This is a genomic window from Saccharothrix saharensis, from assembly GCF_006716745.1.
GTDB classification, from domain to species: Bacteria; Actinomycetota; Actinomycetes; order Mycobacteriales; family Pseudonocardiaceae; genus Actinosynnema; species Actinosynnema saharense.
The window spans coordinates 6980557-6995559 of sequence record NZ_VFPP01000001.1; the positions used below are offsets into that span (position 1 = coordinate 6980557).

Annotated in this window: 11 protein-coding genes; 5 read left to right on the forward strand and 6 right to left on the reverse strand. The window is 73.8% G+C overall.

The features are described 5' to 3' along the window. Window positions 1-7: 7 nt before the first annotated feature. Window positions 8-1774: a 1-deoxy-D-xylulose-5-phosphate synthase gene (locus tag FHX81_RS31960; RefSeq protein ID WP_141982188.1), complete on the reverse strand. Its 1767-nt coding sequence runs from the start codon at window positions 1772-1774 to the stop codon at window positions 8-10. 421 nt (window positions 1775-2195) lie between these two features. On the opposite strand from FHX81_RS31960, the gene FHX81_RS31965 reads away from it, so the two are divergent. Beyond that, window positions 2196-3278: a polyprenyl synthetase family protein gene (locus FHX81_RS31965; RefSeq protein ID WP_141982189.1), complete on the forward strand. Its 1083-nt coding sequence runs from the start codon at window positions 2196-2198 to the stop codon at window positions 3276-3278. 322 nt (window positions 3279-3600) lie between these two features. Here the strand turns inward: FHX81_RS31965 and FHX81_RS31970 are convergent, their stop codons facing one another. Next, window positions 3601-4758, reverse strand: coding sequence for an alpha/beta hydrolase (locus FHX81_RS31970; protein ID WP_141982190.1), 1158 nt, complete (start codon window positions 4756-4758; stop codon window positions 3601-3603). A 19-nt stretch (window positions 4759-4777) separates the two neighbouring features. After that, window positions 4778-5560 carry a MerR family transcriptional regulator gene (locus FHX81_RS31975; RefSeq protein ID WP_141982191.1) on the reverse strand — a complete coding sequence of 261 codons (783 nt, stop codon included), beginning with the start codon at window positions 5558-5560 and terminating at the stop codon, window positions 4778-4780. 148 nt (window positions 5561-5708) lie between these two features. Between FHX81_RS31975 and FHX81_RS31980 the strand changes: the two genes are divergently transcribed. Both FHX81_RS31980 and FHX81_RS31985 read left to right on the forward strand, forming a co-directional pair. After that, window positions 5709-6443, forward strand: a complete 735-nt coding sequence (locus FHX81_RS31980) for a sugar phosphate isomerase/epimerase family protein (protein WP_141982192.1) — start codon at window positions 5709-5711, stop codon at window positions 6441-6443. Then, window positions 6440-7528, forward strand: a complete 1089-nt coding sequence (locus FHX81_RS31985) for a Gfo/Idh/MocA family protein (protein WP_141982193.1) — start codon at window positions 6440-6442, stop codon at window positions 7526-7528. The genes FHX81_RS31980 and FHX81_RS31985 overlap by 4 nt, the downstream gene beginning before the upstream one ends. Here the strand turns inward: FHX81_RS31985 and FHX81_RS31990 are convergent. The 3 genes from FHX81_RS31990 to FHX81_RS32000 all read right to left on the reverse strand — a co-directional run bounded on the left by FHX81_RS31990 (window position 7509) and on the right by FHX81_RS32000 (window position 9377). Then, the gene (locus tag FHX81_RS31990) at window positions 7509-8099 is read right to left on the reverse strand and encodes a TetR/AcrR family transcriptional regulator (RefSeq protein ID WP_141982194.1); all 591 of its coding nucleotides are present in this window, start codon (window positions 8097-8099) and stop codon (window positions 7509-7511) included. The genes FHX81_RS31985 and FHX81_RS31990 overlap by 20 nt on opposite strands. 48 nt (window positions 8100-8147) lie before the next feature. Continuing rightward, entirely contained in the window at window positions 8148-8555 is a 408-nt protein-coding gene (locus FHX81_RS31995; RefSeq protein WP_141982195.1) for a hypothetical protein, read from the reverse strand. 123 nt (window positions 8556-8678) lie between these two features. After that, a complete protein-coding gene (locus FHX81_RS32000) occupies window positions 8679-9377 on the reverse strand; it encodes a YncE family protein (protein ID WP_141982196.1) in 699 nt (232 codons plus the stop codon). 296 nt (window positions 9378-9673) lie between these two features. Between FHX81_RS32000 and FHX81_RS32005 the strand changes: the two genes are divergently transcribed. Further along, window positions 9674-14131: a carbohydrate-binding protein gene (locus FHX81_RS32005; RefSeq protein WP_246108069.1), complete on the forward strand. Its 4458-nt coding sequence runs from the start codon at window positions 9674-9676 to the stop codon at window positions 14129-14131. Next, complete coding sequence (locus FHX81_RS32015; RefSeq protein ID WP_141982197.1) at window positions 14128-14967, forward strand: sugar phosphate isomerase/epimerase family protein; 840 nt, start codon at window positions 14128-14130, stop codon at window positions 14965-14967. The genes FHX81_RS32005 and FHX81_RS32015 overlap by 4 nt, the downstream gene beginning before the upstream one ends. Window positions 14968-15003: the final 36 nt, after the last annotated feature.

Below are 15003 nucleotides of genomic sequence, written 5' to 3' on the forward strand. Positions count from 1 at the left end.
ACGGTGCTCACGACGCCCACCCCGGCAGGAAGCGGGCCACCGCGCGGGCGATGCCGGCGGCGTCCAGGTCGTGCATCCGCAGGATGTCGGCACGCGACCCGTGCGGCAGGAACTCGTCGGGCAGCCCGAGGACCCGCGTCCGACGGCTCACCCCGGCCTCCCGCAGCGCCGCGGCCACGGCCTCGCCGACCCCGCCGCCGCGCACGCCGTCCTCGACGCACACCACCACGCGGTGCTCGGCCGCCAACGCCACCACCGCCGGGTCGACCGGCGACACCCACCGCGGGTCGCACACGGTCACCCCGATGCCCTCGCCCGCGAGCGCCACCGCGGCGGCCACCCCGTCCGCCGCGAGCGCGCCGACGGTCACCAGCAGCACGTCCCGCCGCGACGACCGGTGCAGCACGTCCACCCCGCCGAGCCGGTCCACCGCGGCGACGTCCGCGCCGATCGCGCCCTTGGGGAAGCGGACCGCGGTCGGCCCGTCGTCGGCGACCGCCTCGTCCAGCAGCTCGCGCGACCGCGTGCCGTCCCGCGGCGCGGCCAACCGCATCCCGGGCACCACGCGCAGCAGCGCCAGGTCCCACACGCCGTGGTGGCTCGGCCCGTCCTCACCGGTCACCCCCGCCCGGTCGAGCACGAACGTCACCGGCAGGCGGTGCAGCGCCACGTCCATCAGCACCTGGTCCACCGCCCGGGTCAGGAACGTCGAGTACACCGCCACCACCGGCCGCAGCCCGCCCATGGCCAGCCCCGCCGCGCACGTCACGGTGTGCTGCTCGGCGATCCCCGTGTCGAACACCCGGTCGGGGAACGCCTCGGCGAACGCCGTCAACCCGGTCGGGTGCAGCATCGCCGCGGTCAGGCACACCAGGTCCGGGTGCCGGTCGGCCAGCACCAGCAGGTGCTGCCCGAACACCGACGTCCACCCCGGGCCTCGGGACGTGGCCGGCGCGGACACGGTGTGCAGGCGGTCCACCGGATCGTTCTCCGCCGGCGGGTGACCCTTGCCCTTGGTCGTCACGCAGTGCACGACGACCGGGCGGCGCAGCGCCTTCGCGGCGGTCAACGCCTCCTCCACCCGGAGGACGTCGTGCCCGTCGACCGGGCCGAGGTAGTGCAACCCGAAGTCCGCGAACACACCCGCGCCGGCCCCCGCGCGCAGGGCGGCGAGGTGCCTGCCCACGGCGCCCGCCGTCGGCCCGTAGGACCGGCCGTTGTCGTTGAGGACCACCACCACCGGGTGGTCCACGTCGCCGAGGTTGTTCAACGCCTCCCACGCCATGCCGCCGGTGAGCGCGCCGTCCCCGACCACCGCCACCACGTGCCGGTCGTGCTCGCCCCGCAGCCGTGCCGCCCGCGCCAGCCCGTCCGCATAGGACAGGGCGGTGGACGCGTGCGAGTTCTCCACCAGGTCGTGCGGCGACTCCGCGCGGCTGGGGTAGCCGGACAGGCCGCCCTCGCGGCGCAGGTCGGCGAACCCGTCGACCCGGCCGGTGAGCATCTTGTGCACGTAGGACTGGTGGCCGGTGTCGAACACGACCCGGTCGTGCGGTGACCGGAACACCCGGTGCACGGCCAGCGTCAGCTCCACCACGCCGAGGTTCGGCCCGAGGTGGCCGCCGGCCCGGGTGACCGCCCCGACCAGGCGTGCCCGCAGCTCCCGCGCCAGCTCCTCCAGCGCGGCGGCTGACAGACCCGACAGGTCGGCCGGTCCGGCGATCACGGGCGCCGGTGCCCGGACGGCCCCGGGAAGGGTGGTGGTGTCGGTCATCAGCCACTCCATGCGGTGCGGGAGTCCTTGCGGTGACGGGGGATGTGGCGAACGTGCCGCACCCCGACGACCGGTACAAGCGCGCCGACGCGTTTCACGCGGACGGGTTCCCGGGTGTTACCCGGTCGTGTGCGTGTCGTTCCCCGAAATCGGGGGAGTGTCGTGCCTCAGCGTCGCCGAACGCGCCTCCGTCACCGTCACCGGGCGGATGTGCGGGCGAGAAGTGCAGGTAGTCCGGGTCCGAGCGGCCCCGAACGGGGTCGGCGACGGCGGTCGGCCGCCGGTCCCGCCGCACCGGTGTTAGCTTCGGACGGCCGGGAGGTGACCACGTCCGACCGCCGGAACGTCACCGTGTGCACTCACCGCGTCCCCTCCCCACGTCCTCGCCGGAACCGGTCCTGTTCGCGCCTGTGGAGGTCCCATGACAGTCATCGACGCCGTGCGCGGCGACCTCGCCGAGGTCCGCGCCGAGGTGGACGCGACGCTCGACCGATTCCTCGCGGAGAAGGCGCGCACCGCGCCGGACCCCTGCCTGCCGCCGCTGGTGGACGTGCTGCGGGAGTTCGTGGCCGGTGGCAAGCGATTGCGCCCGTTGTTCTGCCACTGCGGCTACGTCGCCGCGGGCGGGTCACCGGACGACCGCGCGGTGGCCTGGGCCGGCGCCGCGCTGGAGATGTTCCACACCTTCGCGCTGGTGCACGACGACATCATGGACCGCTCCGAACTGCGCCGCGGCCGCCCCACCGTGCACCGGGCGCTCGCCGAGCGGTTCGCGGGCCGGGGTGCCGGTGACGGGCACGCCGCCGAGCGGTTCGGCGCGAACCTGGCCATCCTGGCGGGTGACCTGTGCTTCACGTGGACCGACGAGGTGCTCGACCGGGCCGACGTCGACCAGCGGCGGTGGCGGGCGGTGCGGGCGCTGTTGCACACCATGCGCACCGAGCTGATCGCCGGGCAGTTGCTGGACCTGGGCGGTGACCCGCGGTCACCGGCCGACCCGGTGCGGTCGGCGTGGCGGACGATCCGGCTCAAGACCGCCCGGTACACGGTGGAGCTGCCGCTGCGCATCGGCGTGGCGCTGGCCGGCGGCGACGCGGCGCTGATGCGGGTGTGCGGTGCGTACGGCCGGCCGGTCGGCGAGGCCTACCAGCTCCGCGACGACCTGCTCGGGATGTTCGGCGACCCCGGGGTGACCGGCAAACCCCACCTGGACGACCTGCGCGGCGGCAAACCCACCGTGCTGATGGCGTTGGCGTGGCAGCAGGCGACCCCGGGGCAGCGCGAGGTGATCTCGGCCCTGCACGGGCATCCGGAGCTGGACGAGGAGGGCGCGACGCGGCTGCGGGACGTGGTGGTCGCGACCGGGGCGGCGGCGCGGGTCGAGCGGCTGATCACCCTCCGCGCCGACCGGGCGCTGGGCGCGCTGCGGTCGTCGTCGATGAGCCCGGCCGCGAAGGCGCCGCTGGCGGAGCTGGTCGCCCACGCGACCCGTCGCGCCCGGTGAGCGGCGTGTCCACACCGGACTTCACGCTGCGCGCGGGAGGGCGGTGGGGGCGGAAGGCGCGGAGGGCTCGGTCGCAGCCGGCGCACGGGCCCGAGTGGGTCGGGTCGGCTCGGGTTGCGACGTGGGAGCACCGGGCCAACGCGACGGTTGGCCCGGTGCTCGGGTTGTCGGTGGTCGGATGGCGACTTCGACCTCCCCGTCGGCACGAAGGGCTTTCCTGGACCGACGGTGTGGCGTTACGGCGTTGGTCGCGGTCGGTCCGGCGACCGGGATCACGGACGAGCACCTCGCCGTCGTGGCGGAGGCGTCGGCCGTCCGACGGTCAGCGCAGGTGGCGGTCGAAGAAGGACGCCACGTGGTGGCGCACGGTCGGTACGGAGGTGGCCCGGCCGACCATGGCGTCCCGTCCGAGGTCGTCCACCAGGCCGGCGGCGTGCAGTTGCGGGACGATGGCGGCGAAGTCGGTCAGCGCCCAGTGGTTCGCGTCGGCGATCACGTGCCGGCGGGCGCAGCCGTGGGCGAGCGCGGCGGACCACGCGCGGCGGTAGCGGTCGTTCTGGAAGCCCTCCGTGCCCAGGAGGAGCAACGGTCGGTTGGCGCCCTCACGGGCCACGGGCAGCAGTTCGCCGTCCTGGCCCGGCTGTTCCGGGTGGTAGTCGAGGAAGCCCTCCATGTTGATCGCCGCGTCGATCCGGCGGTCCTCGTGCATGCCCTCGGCGGCGATCGTGCCGCCCAGCCCTTGGCCGTACATGCCCACCCGGCGCAGGTCGAGCGCATGGCCCAGGTCGCGGGGCAGGGGGCGGCCGTCGGCGTCGGGGTTGCCGCCCGCGGCGAGCAGTTCCAGGCGGTCGAGGACGAAAGCGGTGTCGGCGAGCCTGGTGGCGATGACGGTGCGGTAGAGGGCCGGGTCGGTGGCCGGGTTGCCGGGCAGGGCGATCGGCCGCGGCCCGGCGGGCAGGTCCACCGCGAACACCTCGCCGGGGTGGTCGATCGTCACCACGACGTAGCCGCGGCTCGCCAGGTCCTCGGCGGTGTTGGTGCCGAGGGCGCGTGGGTCGACCAGACCGGGGCTGTAGAGCACGACCGGTCGGCGCGCGGGGTGCGCGGGCGCGTTCACGTGCGAGTGGGTGGACGTGGCGGCCCAGTCGACGCCGGCGGGCGGCAGGTGCGGGTAGGCCAGTGGCCGGATCCACGGCAGCCTCGCGACCACGCCCGGCGTCAGGTGCGGTGCGACGGGGTGGTCGCGGACGTCCAGCGCCGGGTAGTGCACCGAGACCATGACCTCGCGCGGCCTGCCCCCGGCGTCGGGCCACGGGTCCGGGCGGTCGGCGTCGACCAGGTGCAGTGCGGTGACGCCGACCCGGTGGCCGCCGGTCGGCGCGGGCAGGGTCGGGACCAGGTCGGGTTCGGCCTCGGCGACGCCGGTCAGGCTCGCGGCGAGGACCAGGGCTGCGATGGACGCGGTTGTCCTGCGGAACATTCTTCTCCCCCTTGGTGATTCATTCGGGCGACAGCGCGGCGTACATGCGGGACAGGTAGTCCCACAGGCCGTCGCCCAGGTCGTCCACCGGCTGACCCGGCAGCACGTCGCGCAGCACGCCCCGGCCGTGCTCGCGGAAGAACGCGCTCATCGAGCGCAGGATCTCCCGGTCGCCGGCGGCGAACGTCTCGCCGACGTCGACCAGCCGCCGGGCGGTCCGGCGGACCTCCGGGTCGTCCACCGGGTCGCCCGCGCGGTAGTGCTCGACGACCTTCGCGAGCACCTCGGGCCACTCCTCGTCCAACCGTTCCCGCGCCCGCGGGCCGACGTCGAACGCGTGCTGGTCGAGGAACTCGCGCTGCTCCCGGGTGAGGTGCCGGTCGAAGATCGAGGTGCTGCCCAGCAACGCGAGCAGCCGGTCCGAGTCCGGCCGGGTCGGCCCGGTGAGCTGGACGAGCAGACCCCTCGTCTGGCGGCGCAACGCGTTGAGGCGCCACACCTGCTCGTCCAGCTGCTCCAGGTGCCCGGCGAGCACCCGGGCCAGCGGCGCCGGGTCGACCGCGTCGGCCAGCACGTCGCCGATCTCGTCCAACGACATGCCGAGCTGCCGCAGCAGCCGGATCTGGTAGAGCCGGTGCAGGTCCGCCTCGGTGTAGCGGCGGTGGCCGGACGGCGTGCGCTCGCTCGGCCGCAACAAGCCCAGCTCGTCGTAGTGGTGCAGCGTCCGCACCGTCATCCCGGCGACCTTGGCCAGCGCGCCGACGCTCCACCGCGGCTGGTCGAGGCCCCCCTCAGCGGTCATGGGACCGACCTTAGAACCTCACGCGACGTCAGGTTCAAGTCCGTTTCACGGACGAGTGAACGCGGCGGGTCTGGCCTGAATTTCTACCAGGTGGTAGAAATCTGTGGGAGCGCTCCACACGCGCTGACGCCGACGTCAGGAGCCCGTGATGAGCAGAACGTCCGTGCAGCTGTACTCCGTCCGCGACGCGTTCGCGGCCGATCCCGCCGACACCCTCCGCCGCCTGGCCGGCATCGGCTTCACCGCCGTCGAGCCCTACGGCGTGGTGGAGAACGCCGACGTGCTGCGCACCGCGTTGGCCGAGCACGGCCTCACCGCGCCGACCGCACACGCGCAGCTCATAGGCGCGGACCAGGACACCGTCTTCTCCGTCGCGGCCGAGTGCGGCATCGAGGTCGTCATCGACCCGTACGTCGGCGAAGAGCGGTGGCGGGACCCGGCGGACATCGCCGCCACCGCCGCCGCGCTCAACGCCGCCGCCGAGGTCGCCGCCCGCCACGGCGTCCGCGTCGGCTACCACAACCACTGGTGGGAGCTGGCCTCCCGGGTCGACGGCCGCAGCGCGTTCGAGGTGCTGGCCGACCGGCTCGACCCGGCGGTGGTGCTGGAGGTCGACACCTACTGGGCCACGGTCGGCGGCGAGGACGCGCCCGCGTTGCTGCGCCGGCTCGGCGGCCGGGTGCACGCGATCCACGTCAAGGACGGCGGTCTCGCGCGGGACGGGTCCGGGCAGGTCCCGGCCGGCCAGGGCCGCGTGCCGGTGGTCGAGGTGCTCGCCGCCGCACCGCGGGCGTTGCGCGTGGTCGAGTTCGACGCCTACGACGGTGACGTGTTCGCCGGTCTCGCCCGCAGCCGCGCGTTCCTCGCCGAGGTGGGGGCGTGATCGGGGTCGGTGTCGTCGGCACGGGTGTCATCAGCGAGGAGTACCTGCGCAACCTGACGTCGTTCCCGGACGTGCGGGTGCTGGCCGTCGCCGACCTCGACCCGGCGCGGGCGGCGGCGCAGGCGGCCCGGCACGGTGTGCCGCGATCGTCTACTGTGGACGAACTGCTGGCCGACCCGGACATCGGGATCGTGGTGAACCTGACCGTGCCGGCGGCGCACGTCGAGGTCGGCCTGGCCGCGATCGAGGCGGGCAAGCACGTGTGGGTGGAGAAACCGCTCGGGCTGGACCTGCGCGCCGCACGGGCGCTGCTCGACCTCGCGGCGCAACGGGGTCTGCGGGTCGCGTGCGCCCCCGACACGCTGCTGGGCGCGGGGTGGCAGACCGCGCGGCGGGCCGTCGACGCCGGCCGGATCGGCGAGCCGCGCACCGCGCTGGCGCTGTTCCAGTCACCGGGTCCGGAGAGCTGGCACCCCGCGCCGGAGTTCCTGTTCCAGGCGGGCGGCGGGCCGTTGCTCGACATGGGGCCGTACTACCTGACCGGGCTGGTGCACCTGCTCGGTCCGATCCGCCGGGTCACCGCGAGCGGCGGCCGGGCGCGGGACACGCGGGTGATCGGGTCCGGGCCGCGGGCGGGCGTCGAGTTCGCGGTGACCGTGCCGACCACGGTGACGGCGCTGGTCGAGTTCGAGCGCGGCGGGTCCGCGCAGGCGGTGTTCAGCTTCGACTCCGCGTTGTCGCGCACGGGTTTCGTCGAGGTCGCCGGCACGCTCGGCACGGCCGTGCTGCCCGATCCCAACCGGTTCGACGGCACGACCGGGCTGCACCTGTCCGACGGTGTGCACACGCTCGAACCGCGGGGCCACTCGGCCTCACGGGGCACGGGCGTGCTGGAGCTGGCGCGCGCGATCCGGGCCGGTGCGCCGGAACGCGCGTCCGGCGAGCTCGCCTACCACGTGCTGGACGCGATGCTGGCCATCGAGCGGTCCATCGCGGAAGGGCGTTCGGTGGACGTCGGCAGCACGGTCGAGCCGCCCGCCGCCCTGCCGGTCGACTGGGACCCGCTCAGTCCAGCGGCACGGTGAGCAGCGCGCCCAGGTAGAACCTCAGGGAGCCGACCAGGTCGACCTCGTCCGGCGTGGTCAGCCACTGCACCTGGAGCCCGTCCATCAACGCGATGAACGCCAGCGCCGCGGCCGCCGGGTCGACGCCGGGGCGCAGCTCGCCGCGGTCCGCCAGGGCCCGGAACGAGCCGACCACGCCGTCGCGCGCCGCCCGGTAGTGGCGCACGAAGTACTCGTGCGCCGGGTGGTCGGCGGCCACGGCCTCGGCGGCCAGCCGGGAGTACAGGTCGACGATGCCGGGGTGGCGCACGTTGTGCTCGGCCAGGGCGACGAAGTGGCGCAGGACGTCGAGACCGGGGGTGGCGGTCAGCCGCTCCCGCTCGGCGTCCTCCGCGTCACGGCGCTCCAGCACGGCGGCGAGCAGAGCCTCCTTGGTGGGGAAGTAGTACAGCAGCCCGGCGTGCGTGATCCCGGCGCGCTTGGCGATCTCGCGCAGCGAGGAGCCGTGGTACCCGGCCTCCCCGTACACCGCGACCGCCGCCGTGATGATGTCCTCGCGCCGGATCCGGCCTTTCAGGTAACCGCCGGTCACGGGCTTGCCGTCGTGGTCTCGCGCACGCGCACATGATGCCGTACCACGTCACGGCGACGGGGTCCACGTCCGCAGCCCGCCGTCGGCGAGCTCGGCGAACCTGCCGGTGCGCGGGTTGTGGGCGTGCGGCGCGAAGCCCTCGACCACGCCCGTCCGCGCGCCCGCGGTGGGGTCCCAGATCTCCAGCCCGGCCGCGGCGGCGACGTAGAGCAGCCCGGCGTGGCCCCACATCCGCCCGGCGGGACCGGCGAACGCCGTCACCCGCCTGCCCTCGGCCACGTCGTGCACCTCGACGCCCGGCACGGCCGGCCGGTCGAGACCGCCGATCGGCTGGAGCGCGGCCGTGCGGTCGTCCAGCCACGCCATCGGCAGGTCCCACGCGTCCCGCACGGCCGGCGTCCGGCCGTGCTCGGTCGCGTGCGCGTCACCGTGCAGCCACGCCGCCACGTCGTGCACGACCGCCACCCCGCACGGGGCCCATTCCCAGCCGTCGTCCAGCAGCCACCGGCCCGACGGTGACGGGAGCAGCGCGCCGTGGAAGTAGTCGAGGTAGTGGTCGGGTTTCGGGCCGTCGCCCGACTAGGCCGTCACGCGGTCGGTGAGCAGGCGGCCGGTGGCCGGGTCGAACGCGTCCAGGCGGTTCCAGTCCGTGGCGGTGACGAGCACTCCGCCGACGAACGCCACCGGGAAGGGCGTGTGGCGGTACCGGTAGTCGCCCCGGTCCAGGGACAGCACGGGCTCGCCGGTGACGAGGTCGACCACGACACCGTGCCGGCCGAAGTCGGTCACCACGGCCGCGTGCCGCCCGTCCGGCGAGGTGTGCAGCGCGGGCCGCGGCGCGTCGGGCAGGGTGTCCGGCGGTTCGGCGGGCAGCGGCACGGGCACGGCGGGCCGCCGGGAGCCCACCTCGACCAGGCCGGCGGCGGTGAGCACCAGCCACCCGTCGGGCACCGCGGCCACGCACCGCTCGTTCACCGGCTCGACCGCGCACTCCCGGGTGGTCCACGTGCCCCGGGGCTCGGCGTCGTGGTGGCGCACCTCGGGCTGCCCGATCCAGCCGAGCACGTCGCTGTGGTCGTCCACCCGCTCCGCGCACCCGACGCACAGCACGGTCAACCGGGGGTCCTCCCGCTCGGCGCACGACTTGCACAGCACGTCGTACGTGAAGCCCACCCCGGTGAACCGCCCGTAGTGACCAGGGGGCTGCTCGGCGACGAGGTGCGCGCAGCCGCGGTACCGGGAGGCGTGCGCCGGATGCCCGCACGGGAGTACGTCCACCGACCCAGTGCGGCACCGCCGACCGGCTCGCAGGCGCTGACTGACCGTGCGCGACGTTGCCGGACTTTCGGCCATTCATGCATGACTTTTGTCAAAAACAAGCAAAAGTCTTGTGCACTTCGAACGACCGTGAACAGAATGACGCTCGCGTTCAGCCTTGTGAACTGGACCACACCGCCCAGCGTTGTGCGACCGAGGAGACAGCGGTGCGACGTCAGCGAAGCACGCTCGGAATCCGGCCCCGACCCACCCGCGGAACCGCCGCGGCGCTAGCCCTCACCGCCGCCTTGGGCGCGATGACGCTGGTGGCGACACCCGCGACGGCGCACCCCGACGGTGAACACCTCCTCGTCTTCTCCAAGACGGCGGGCTTCCGGCACGACTCGATCCCCGACGGGGTCGCCGCGATCACCGAGCTCGGCGCGGCGCACGGCTTCACCGTCGAGGCCACCGAGGACTCCGCCGCGTTCACCGACGCCAACCTCGCCCGGTTCGACGCCGTGGTCTGGCTGTCCACCACCGGCGACGTCCTGGACGACGCCCAGCAGCAGGCGTTCGAGCGGTTCGTCGAGAACGGCGGCGGGTACGCGGGCGTGCACGCCGCCGCCGACACCGAGTACTCGTGGCCCTGGTACGCCGGGCTGGTCGGCTCGTACTTCAAGTCCCACCCGGCCATCCAACCCGCCGACGTGGTGGTGGAGGACCACGACCACCCGTCGACCGCGCACCTGCCGGACACCTGGCACCGCACCGACGAGTGGTACACCTACCAGTCCAACCCCCGCTCGCGGGTGAAGGTGCTGGCCGCGCTGGACGAGACCAGCTACACGCCCACCGACCCGTCCGGCGACCACCCGATCTCGTGGTGCCACACACCCGGCCAGGGCCGCTCCTGGTACACGGGCATGGGCCACACCAAGGAGTCCTACGCCGACCCGGCGTTCCGCGACCACCTGCTCGGCGGCCTGCGGTACGCGCTCGGCGTGGCGCCCGCCGACTGCGAACCCGAGGACGCGCCGCCGACCGACCGCGACTTCGACCAGGTGACGCTCGCGCTCGGCGAGGAGAAGACCGGCGAGCCCATCGCGTTGGCCGTGCTGCCGGACCGCGAGGTCGTGCACACCTCCCGCGACGGCCGCGTCTGGCTCACCAGCCCGGAGGCGACGACCACGCTCGCCGGCCGCGTCCCCGTCTACAACCACGACGAGGACGGGTTGCAGGGCGTGGCGGCGGACCCGGACTTCGCGGACAACCGCTGGCTCTACCTGTACTACGCGCCACCGCTGGACACCCCGGCCGGTGACGCGCCGGAGAACGGGACGGCCGCGGACTTCGAGCGGTTCAAGGGCCACAACCAGCTGTCCCGGTTCAAGCTGACCACCGACGGCGTGCTCGACCTGACCAGCGAGCAGCGCATCCTGCAGGTGCCCGCCGACCGCGGCCTGTGCTGCCACGCCGGCGGCGAGATCGACTTCGACGCGCAGGGCAACCTGTACCTGTCCACCGGCGACGACACCAACCCGTTCGCCTCCGACGGCTACACCCCGATCGACGAGCGCGCCGACCGCAACCCGGCGTTCGACGCGCAGCGCTCCTCGGCCAACACCAACGACCTGCGCGGCAAGGTGCTGCGGATCAAGGTCCAGGACGACGGCACGTACACCGTCCCCGAGGGCAACCTGTTCGCGCCCGGCACGGACAAGACCCGCGCCGAGATCTACGCGATGGGCTTCCGCAACCCGTTCCGGTTCGCCGTGGACAAGGCCACCGGCTGGATCCACCTCGGCGACTACGGCCCGGACGCGGGCGCGGCGAACCCGGCCCGCGGCCCCGGCGGCAGCGTCGAGTTCAACCTCGTCAAGGCGCCCGGCAACTACGGCTGGCCCTACTGCGTCGGCGACAACGTCCCGTACGTCGATCACGACTTCGCCACCGGCACGTCCGGCGCCGCGTTCGACTGCGCCGCGCCCGAGAACACCAGCCCGCACAACACCGGCCTGGTGGACCTGCCGCCCGTGCAGCCCGCGTGGATCCCCTACGACGGTGGGTCGGTGCCCGAGTTCGGCGGCGGCGGCGAGTCGCCCATGGGCGGCCCCACCTACCACTTCGACCCGGACCTGGACAGCCCGACGAAGTTCCCGGAGTTCTTCGACGGCCGGACGTTCGCCTACGAGTGGGACCGCGGCTGGATCAAGACGATCGACGTCGGCCCGGCCGGCGAGCGCGGCGCGATCAGCCCGTTCTTCGACTCGATGACGCTGACCCGCCCGATGAACCTGGAGTTCGGCCCGGACGGCTCGCTGTACGTGCTGGACTACGGCAGCGGCTACTTCGGCGGCGCGGAGGACTCGGCGGTCTACCGCATCGACTACGCCCGGGGCCGCCACACGCCGGTCGCGAAGCTGGCCGCCGACAAGACCTCCGGCCCGGCGCCGCTGACCGTGCGGTTCGACCCCGGCGGCACGGCCGACGAGGACGGCGACCCGCTGACCTACGCGTGGGACTTCGACGGCGACGGCACCACCGACGACACCGCGTCCGGACCGGTCACCCACACCTACACGTCGGTCGGCCGGTTCACCGCGAAGCTGTCCGTCACCGACCCGACCGGTCTGGTCGGCTCGGCCAGTGTCGTGGTCAACGTCGGCAACACCGAGCCCGTGGTGGTGCTCAACGCCCCCGCGGACGGCCGGGTGTTCAGCTTCGGCGACGAAGTGCCGTTCTCGGTCACGGTCACCGACCCGGAGGACGGGCCGGTCGACTGCGCCAAGGTCACCGTGGAGTACATCCTCGGCCACGACAGCCACGGCCACCCGCTCACCCGCGCCACCGGCTGCGAGGGCGTGCTGCCGACGCCGTCGGACGGCGGGCACGGCATGGACGCCAACATCTTCGGCGTCATCAACGCCTCCTACACCGACAACGGAGCGCCCGGCGCGCCCGCGTTGACCGGCGAGGCGGAGGCGATCCTGCAGCCGAGGGACAAGCAGGCCGAGTACTTCACCGCCATGCGGGGCGTGCAGGTGGTGGAGACCGGCACGGCCGAGGGTGACAAGCGCGTCGGCTACGTCGACGACGGCGACTGGATCGCGTTCGACCCGGTCAACCTCGGCGGCGTCGCGGCGATCGGCTACCGGGTGTCGTCCGGCGGGAGCGGCGGCACGATCGAGGTGCGCGTGGACTCGCCGACCGGCCCGCTCGTGCAGCAGCAGCCCGTGCCGTCGACCGGCGGCTGGGACAACTACGTCGAGCTCGCGCCGTCGCCGATCACCGACCCCGGCGGCTCGCACCGGCTGTTCCTGGTGTTCCGGGGCTCCGGCAGCCTGTTCGACGTGGACGCGGTCCGGTTCACCGCCGGCGCGGCCCCACCGTCCTGGGAACCGGTGCGGCGCACGCCCGCCGAGTCGTACTCCGCTCAGCGGGGCACCTCGGTGGTCCGGGCCGACGAGGCGCAGGGCGGCGAGCAGGTCGGCAACATCCACGACCGCGACTGGATCGCGTTCGACGGCGTGTCGCTGGCCGGCGTCACGGGCATCGGCTACCGGGTCTCGTCGGCCACGGCGGGCGGCACGATCGAGGCGCGCGTCGGCTCACCGACCGGTCCGCTGGTGTCGAGCACCCGGGTGAAGGGCACGGGTGACTGGCGGGTGTACGCCGACCTGCCGCCCGCGGCGATCACCGACCCCGGCGGCACGCACCGGCTGTACTTCGTGTTCCGCGGCGGCCGGGGCGCGTTGCTGGACCTCGACACGATCACCTTCCGCGGAGCGGGGACGGTCGCCGCGGTCGACGTGCCCGCGGAGGCGTTGAGCGGGCAGCAGGGCGTCGCGGTGTACGACCGCGAGACCGCGCAGGGCGGCAAGCGGGTCGGCGAGATCAACGACGGCGACTGGGTGTCCTACGCGGACGTCGACCTGTCGAAGACCGCGGGCATCGGCTACCGGATCTCGTCCGGCGGTGTCGGCGGCACGCTGGAGGCGCGCGCCGACTCGCCGACCGGCCCGCTGGTGCACGCGCCGGTGACCGTGCCGGTGACCGGCAGTTGGGACTTCTACCTCGACATCGCGCCCCAGGAGGTGCGCCTGACCGGCGTGCGCGACCTGTACCTGGTGTTCGAGGGCGGCGCGGGAGCGCTGTTCGACGTCGACACCATCCGGCACCTGCGCTACAAGCAGGCCGGGGCGTGCAAGCCCACCAAGCCGGAGCCGGGGTACCGCAGCCTCTACGACGGCACGGGCGCGACCGGGTGGCGGCAGGCCGGTCCCGGGCGGTTCGTGGAGGAGGACTGCACCCTGCGCACCGAAGGCGGGCTCGGGTTGCTGTGGTTCGAGGAGGAGTTCTCCTCCTACCGCCTCAAGTTCGACTGGAAGGTCGCGGGCGACGACAACTCCGGCGTGTTCGTCGGCTTCCCCGACCCCGGCGCGGACCCGTGGGTGGCCGTGAACCAGGGCTACGAGGTGCAGATCGACGCGACCGACGCGCCGGACCGCACCACCGGCGCCATCTACTCGTTCCAGTCGGCCGACATCCCCGCCCGGGACGCGGCGCTGAAGCCGCCGGGGGAGTGGAACACCTACGAGATCGTCGTGCGGGAGCAGCGCATCCGCGTGTTCCTCAACGGCGTGCTGGTGAACGACTTCACCAGCACCGACCCCGCGCGCGACCTCACCAGCGGGCACGTCGGCCTGCAGAACCACGGCGACGGCGACGACGTGTGGTTCCGCAACGTCCGCGTCAAGGAGCTGTCCCGATGACCGAGGAGCCACCCATGCCGTCCCGTCGCACGTTCCTCAGCACCGCCCTCGCCACCGGCGCGGCCGTCACCCTGCCCGCGGCGGCGGCCGCCACGCCCGGCCGACCGCGCCGCCGGGTGCCCAAGCAGTCGATCAGCATCCAGCTCTACACGCTGCGGGACATCATGGGCGACGACCCCGAGCCCGTGCTGTCGGCGTTGGCGGACATCGGCTACCGCAAGGTCGAGCTGGCCGGCACGTACGGGCGCAGCGCCACCGAGTTCGCCGCCGTGCTGCGGCGCACCGGGCTGCGGGCCACGTCCAGCCACGCCGGCATCGACGGCGACCTCGACCGGCTCATCGCCGACGCGCGCACGCTCGGGAACAAGTACGTCGTGGTGCCGTGGGTGAACTACGCGACCTTGGCCGAGTGGCGGGCGTTCACCACCCGGTTGGAGGCGGCCGGGGACAAGCTGCGGCGCGCGGGGTTGGGCCTGGGCTACCACAACCACGCGCACGAGTTCGCCGCGGTGGAGGGCACGCGGCCGTTCGACGTGATCACGGCGGGGACCACCCGGCGCAACGTGCACCTGGAGGTCGACCTGTACTGGGCGGTGACGGGCGGCGTGGACCCGGTCGCCCTGTACCGGGCGAACTTCCCGCGCGTGCGGCAGTTCCACGTCAAGGACCGGGCGGCCGACGGGTCGTTCGCCGACCTCGGCACGGGCACGATCGACTTCGCGTCGATCTTCCGGGCCACCGACGTGACCGAGTACATCGTGGAGAACGACCAGCCGCGCGACGCCCTGGTCACCGCCCGGGTCGGTTACGACTACCTGGTGAACCTGCGGTTCTGACCGGGGTCCGCTTGCCCGCGGCGGAGCCCGACCACC

Coding starts and splice junctions, on each gene's coding strand:
- FHX81_RS31980 (WP_141982192.1), top strand. CDS start 5,709: ATGAGCAGAACGTCCGTGCAGCTGTACTCCGTCCGCGACGCGTTCGCG.
- FHX81_RS31960 (WP_141982188.1), bottom strand. CDS start 1,774: ATGACCGACACCACCACCCTTCCCGGGGCCGTCCGGGCACCGGCGCCC.
- FHX81_RS31975 (WP_141982191.1), bottom strand. CDS start 5,560: ATGACCGCTGAGGGGGGCCTCGACCAGCCGCGGTGGAGCGTCGGCGCG.
- FHX81_RS31965 (WP_141982189.1), top strand. CDS start 2,196: ATGACAGTCATCGACGCCGTGCGCGGCGACCTCGCCGAGGTCCGCGCC.
- FHX81_RS32015 (WP_141982197.1), top strand. CDS start 14,128: ATGACCGAGGAGCCACCCATGCCGTCCCGTCGCACGTTCCTCAGCACC.
- FHX81_RS32005 (WP_246108069.1), top strand. CDS start 9,674: ATGACGCTGGTGGCGACACCCGCGACGGCGCACCCCGACGGTGAACAC.
- FHX81_RS31970 (WP_141982190.1), bottom strand. CDS start 4,758: ATGTTCCGCAGGACAACCGCGTCCATCGCAGCCCTGGTCCTCGCCGCG.